Consider the following 417-nt stretch of genomic DNA (forward strand, 5'->3'; position numbering starts at 1 on the left):
CTTGTGTTATCCTTCTCGACCACTTACCTGTTAGCTCATATTTTAATTCTTCAACTTTTCCGACACCCTCGTAAGGATGTTTTATAATATCTTCAATCAAAGCAGATATTTTTTTCTGAACAGCTAAATTACCTGACTTTTTCCAATATTCTCTATGTTCTTTTGCTAACGGAGTGTATTCTATTTCCATAAATCCTCTAAAGCTATTTTAACACACTTTCCGTTTTTATAATCTTCATCTCCCTGTAATATACTCGCAACAAATTCAGCACTATAAGGACTTTCTTTTTCTTTTTTTGTTTCAAAAGACATACCCATTTCCTTTGCTAAATTCTTCAAAATAGATAATTGGGTTTTATTTTTAGGATGTAATATTATCGCTTCCATAGTGTTATAATTTTTACAAAGTTAGTTTAT

2 protein-coding genes are annotated in these 417 nt (G+C 30.0%); both read right to left on the minus strand.

Translation table 11 applies throughout. From position 1 onward, the window contains the following. A partial coding sequence (locus tag EHC72_RS22530; protein WP_131539969.1) for a Txe/YoeB family addiction module toxin occupies positions 1–190 on the minus strand: 190 nt, incomplete at its 3' end. Next, positions 181–387 (minus strand): DUF2683 family protein, encoded by a 207-nt coding sequence (locus EHC72_RS22535; RefSeq protein WP_131539970.1) that lies wholly within the window; start codon positions 385–387, stop codon positions 181–183. The genes EHC72_RS22535 and EHC72_RS22530, both read right to left, overlap by 10 nt. Positions 388–417 lie beyond the last annotated feature (30 nt).

Origin of the sequence: Pedobacter nototheniae, assembly GCF_004335085.1 — a bacterium.
In the GTDB taxonomy this organism is placed as follows: Bacteria; Bacteroidota; Bacteroidia; order Sphingobacteriales; family Sphingobacteriaceae; genus Pedobacter; species Pedobacter nototheniae.

Bases quoted from the DNA above. Each gene is read 5' to 3' on its own strand.
- EHC72_RS22535 (WP_131539970.1), bottom strand. From the start codon at position 387: ATGGAAGCGATAATATTACATCCTAAAAATAAAACCCAATTATCTATT.